Genomic DNA, 5,076 nt, shown 5'->3' with positions numbered 1-5,076 from the left:
GGCGGGGGCCGTGGCGGCCGTCGCCGTCGGCGGCGGGGAGAAGCCGGTCAAGAAGCAGGTCGAGGCGACCGTGCGGGCCGCTCCTCCGGCGTGGACGGTCCAGGCGGGGCAGCGGCTCACGTCCGGGACGGGGCTGCGCTACGACGGGGCGATGACGGTCGGCGGCAGGCCCGTCCAGGTGCATCTGCGGCTGACCCCGTCGGGGCTGGCGACCGGCACGCTGACGGCGGGGCCGGTGACGGCGAACGTCGTCGCGATCGACGGGGACACCTACATCAAGGCCGGGCCGGCGTTCTGGCGCGACTACGTCACGGGCGTGACCAAGACGGAGTACTACGCGGGCCGGTGGTCCAGGGCGCCGAAGTCGATGCCCGGTTTCGCCGTTCCGGCCGTCCTCGGGCCGGAGTCCATCGCCCGGCTGCTGGCCCAGGCACCGGCGAAGCCGCCCACGGAGACCGTGAACGGCGTCCCGGCGTACGTGGTCAGGACGCAGCGGGCGGAGTACCTGATGGCCGCGGCGCCTCCGCATCGGCTGCTGTCGGTGCGGGCCGGCGGCCCGCACGCGCCCGTGCTCACCGTCGCGCCCGTGGCGGCGCCGGCGACGCTGTTCGCCGAGTTGCGGCCCCGCGTCGCGAACCTCGGCGGCGCCGCCGACCCCCGGCTGCGCTTCGAGCCGGGGGCGCTGACGTTCGCCAACTGCGACCAGAACACCAACGGCTGCACCGTGCACGTGCCCGCGACGCTGGCCGAGCCGGCGGGCACGGTGCCGGACGGCGCGCGGGTGGCGCTGCGGGCCGCGCTCTCGTCGCGCGGCAGGCCGCTCGGCTCGTGCACCGCGTCGCAGCCGGTCCCGGCGGACCGCGCGATGACGTTGCGCTGCACCGTCACGAGCGGGCGGTGGCGCACCTGGATGCGGCACGCCCTGGACAATCCCGGGTCCTACCCGTACGCGGCGACCGCGCACGTGGTCGGGGAGGCGGTGGCGGAGGACGCCGTCGGCAGGCTCCTCGCCCGGGTGGACCGGGAGCGCGCCGCGGTGGTGCCGCCGCCGACCCCGCCGGAACCCACCGGGCCGGGCCCTTCGGCGGGCCGGTCGGCGGCGCCGGAGGTCGCGACGTCGCAGCCTCCGGAAGGGTCGTGAACGCGTTTGACCAGGGTCGGTGGCCCGCAACGAATTTCGGGCCATCTACACTGCGGCTGTGAACTCCACGCCGGTGGGGAGCCGGAGCTCCTCGACGAATCCCGCGCGGCTGGTCAGGCGTCTGCACGTCGACCTGTGCCGCCAGCGCAGCAGCCTGTGTTCGGGATGAACTCGGGGACCCGTCCAGGTCGTACTTCCGGATAGGACCTGCCCGAATCCCGGGGAGCCGCGTGAACCTCGCACCGAAGTGATACGTCTTGTGCTATACGGGGTCACGACCTCCCTGGAGCGGGACGTCACATGACGGGCAGAACGGCGGCCACGGTCCATGCCTCCCATGACCGGCGGCCACCGGAAACCGGGACAGCACCGGGTGGCGCATGCCTTCGTCCCGGTGAGCAAACCGTCCCCGTTACCCCATCCCACCCCGGACATACCATGAAGGTAAGCCTAAGTAGCATCACGATCCTGGGTGCCTCCCCCAGGACGGGTGCTGCGCGTCGAGGAGGTCTTCCTCTGTGACCAAACAGGTCCAGCAGCTCGACCGCGTCATCATCCGTTTCGCCGGAGACTCCGGCGACGGCATGCAGCTGACCGGCGACCGCTTCACCCAGGAGACGGCGGCGTTCGGCAACGACTTGTCGACGTTGCCGAACTTCCCGGCCGAGATCCGCGCCCCCGCCGGGACCCTTCCCGGCGTGTCCAGTTTCCAATTGCACTTCGCCGACCACGACATCCTCACGCCGGGCGACGCGCCCAACGTCCTGGTCGCGATGAATCCCGCCGCCCTCAAGGCCAACCTCGGGGACCTCCCCCGCGGGGCGGATCTGATCATCAACACCGACGAGTTCACCAAGCGCAACCTGGCCAAGGTCGGCTACGCGACGAGCCCCGTCGAGGACGACTCGCTCGCCGAGTACCGGGTGCACGCGCTGCAGCTCACCTCGATGACGGTGACGGCGCTCGCCGACTTCGACATCACCAAGAAGGACGCCGAACGCGCGAAGAACATGTTCGCGCTGGGGCTGCTGTCCTGGCTGTATCACCGTCCCACCGAGGGGACGATCGCCTTCCTGGAGCGGAAGTTCGCCAAGAAGCCCGAGATCATGAAGGCCAACATCGCGGCCTTCCAGGCGGGCTGGAGCTACGGCGAGACGACCGAGGCGTTCTCGACGCAGTACGAGATCAAGCCGGCCGAGCACGAGCCGGGCCTCTACCGCAACATCACCGGGAACATGGCGCTGGCCTACGGGCTGGTCGCGGCGGGCGTGCAGAGCGGGCTGCCGATCTTCCTCGGCTCCTACCCGATCACGCCGGCGTCCGACATCCTGCACGAGATCTCCAAGCACAAGAAGTTCGGCGTCCGCACGTTCCAGGCCGAGGACGAGATCGCCGCGGTCGGCGCGGCGCTCGGCGCCTCCTTCGGCGGGTCCCTCGGCGTCACCACGACGTCCGGCCCGGGGGTCGCGCTGAAGAGCGAGACGATCGGCCTCGGCGTCGCGACCGAGCTTCCGCTGCTGGTCATCGACGTGCAGCGGGCCGGGCCGTCCACCGGGCTGCCGACCAAGACCGAGCAGGCCGACCTGCTGCAGGCCATGTACGGCCGCAACGGCGAGGCGCCCGTCCCGGTGATCGCGCCGCAGTCCCCGTCGGACTGCTTCGACGCGGCGCTGGAGGCGGCCCGGATCGCGGTGAAGTACCGCACGCCGGTGATCCTGCTGTCGGACGGCTACCTCGCCAACGGCTCCGAGCCGTGGCGGCTGCCGGACGTGGCGGCGCTGCCGAAGATCGAGCCGGGCTTCGCGGAACCGTCCCAGGAGGGCTTCCAGCCGTTCGCACGGGACCCCGAGACCCTCGCCCGTCCGTGGGCGATCCCGGGCACGGCGGGGCTGGAGCACCGGATCGGCGGCCTGGAGAAGGCCGACGGGTCCGGCAACATCTCCTACGACCCTGGCAACCACGACAAGATGACCCGGCTCCGCCAGGCCAAGGTCGACGGGATCGCGAACGACATCGAGCCGCTCACCGTGGACGACCCGTCCGGCGCCGCGCGGGTGCTCGTGCTGGGCTGGGGCGGGACGTTCGGCGCGATCTCCGCCGCCGTCCGGCTGGTCCGCAAGGAGGGGCGGAGCGTGGCGCAGGCGCACCTGCGGCACCTCAACCCGTTCCCCGCGAACCTGCCGGAGGTCCTGCGCTCCTACGACAAGGTCATCGTCCCGGAGATCAACCTCGGCCAGCTCGCGATGCTGCTGCGCGGCCGGTACCTCGTCGACGTGATCGGCTACAACCAGGTCCGCGGCCTGCCCTTCAAGGCCGAGGAGCTCCAGGGCGTCATCCAGGATGTGATCGAGAGTGAGTGACAACGGAGCGAACGGCAACGGCTCCGCGAACGGCAACGGGGCCACCGCCGCCGGCGGCGCCGCGAACGGCCGGTCGCCGCTGTCCCTCGTCCCGAAGACGGACGAGAAGCAGACGATGAAGGACTTCAAGACCGACCAGGAGGTGCGCTGGTGCCCCGGGTGCGGTGACTACGCGATCCTCGCGGCCGTCCAGTCCTTCCTGCCCGAGCTGGGGCTGCGCCGGGAGAACATCACGTTCGTCTCCGGCATCGGCTGCTCGTCGCGGTTCCCGTACTACATGAACACCTACGGGTTCCACTCGATCCACGGCCGCGCGCCGGCGATCGCGACCGGCCTCGCCACGTCCCGCCCGGACCTGTCGGTGTGGGTGGTGACCGGCGACGGCGACGCGCTGTCCATCGGCGGCAACCACCTCATCCACGCGCTGCGCCGCAACGTCAACCTGAAGATCCTGCTGTTCAACAACCGGATCTACGGGCTGACCAAGGGCCAGTACTCGCCGACGTCCGAGCTCGGCAAGATCACCAAGTCGACGCCGATGGGGTCGCTGGACGCGCCGTTCAACCCGCTGTCGCTGGCGATCGGCGCGGAGGGCACGTTCGTCGCCCGGACGATCGACTCCGACCGCAAGCACCTGCAGTCGGTGCTGCGGGCGGCGGCGCAGCACCGCGGCACCGCGCTCGTGGAGATCTACCAGAACTGCAACATCTTCAACGACAACGCGTTCGAGCCGCTGAAGGACGCGGCGGTCCGCGACGACGTCACCGTGCGGCTGGAGCACGGCGAGCCGATCGTGTTCGGCGCGGACCGTACCAAGGCGCTGCGCCGCAACGCGGCCGGGTCGTTCGAGGTCGTGAACGTCGCGGACGTCGACCCGTCCGAGATCGCCGTGCACGACGCGCACAACCCGGACCCGTCGCAGGCGTTCGCGCTGTCGCGGCTGGACCAGCCGGCGTTCGAGCACACCCCGATCGGCATCTTCCGCGACGTGGACCGCCCGTCGTACGACGAGCTGATGCGGGCCCAGCTCGACGACGCCGTCGAGTCGCAGGGAGAGGGCGACCTGGCGGCGCTGCTCGGCAGCGGCGACACCTGGCGCATCGACTGAGCACGCGCATCGACTGAGCACGGCGGCCAGTGATCGGCCGAGCACGGCCCGAAGGCCCGGTCCCGGTTCCCCGGGGCCGGGCCTTCGGCATTTTGGAACCCGGCGAACATTGAAACCCGGCGAACGGGGCACGGTTCATCACATGGTGAGCGACCGGGGAGATCCCGTGGCCGCATTCGGCCGGGACACGGTGCGGGACCGCGGCTCCGGCTGAAAGACTGCTGAACGGATCATGGAGCCGGGGAGGTGACGATGCGGGTCATTCCGCGCCGCAGCAGGAATCGTCGGCAGGACGAGGATCCCGCGCGCGACCCGTCGTCTGAGAAGTCATCCGCGGACTCGCCCGAGGAGTCGGCCGAGGAGTCGTCCAAGGACTCGCTCAAGGAGTCGGCCGGGGAGTCGGCCGGGGACTCGCCCGGGGAGTCGGCCGGGGAGCGGCCCGCCGCCCCCGGCCGACTCCCCGGGCG

At 71.3% G+C, this 5,076-nt stretch carries 4 protein-coding genes; all 4 read left to right on the top strand.

Going from position 1 to position 5,076, the window contains the following annotated elements; all coding sequences use genetic code 11:
- Positions 1 to 1,141 (top strand): hypothetical protein (locus E1289_RS38710; RefSeq protein WP_207929393.1); only part of this gene is annotated, 1,141 nt, incomplete at its 5' end.
- Between the two features lie 518 nt (positions 1,142 to 1,659).
- Positions 1,660 to 3,501: a 2-oxoacid:acceptor oxidoreductase subunit alpha gene (locus E1289_RS36450; protein WP_131988555.1), complete on the top strand. Its 1,842-nt coding sequence runs from the start codon at positions 1,660 to 1,662 to the stop codon at positions 3,499 to 3,501.
- Between the two features lie 79 nt (positions 3,502 to 3,580).
- The gene (locus tag E1289_RS36445) at positions 3,581 to 4,609 is read left to right on the top strand and encodes a 2-oxoacid:ferredoxin oxidoreductase subunit beta (RefSeq protein ID WP_207929394.1); all 1,029 of its coding nucleotides are present in this window, start codon (positions 3,581 to 3,583) and stop codon (positions 4,607 to 4,609) included.
- Between the two features lie 252 nt (positions 4,610 to 4,861).
- Positions 4,862 to 5,076, top strand: a 215-nt coding sequence (locus E1289_RS36440; RefSeq protein WP_207929392.1) for a hypothetical protein, incomplete at its 3' end; no start/stop codon positions are given.

The organism is Actinomadura sp. 6K520, assembly GCF_004349245.1.
Classification (GTDB): domain Bacteria; phylum Actinomycetota; class Actinomycetes; order Streptosporangiales; family Streptosporangiaceae; genus Spirillospora.
Note: the sequence above shows the minus strand (reverse complement) of the source record. Positions and strands in the feature narration are given on the sequence as shown.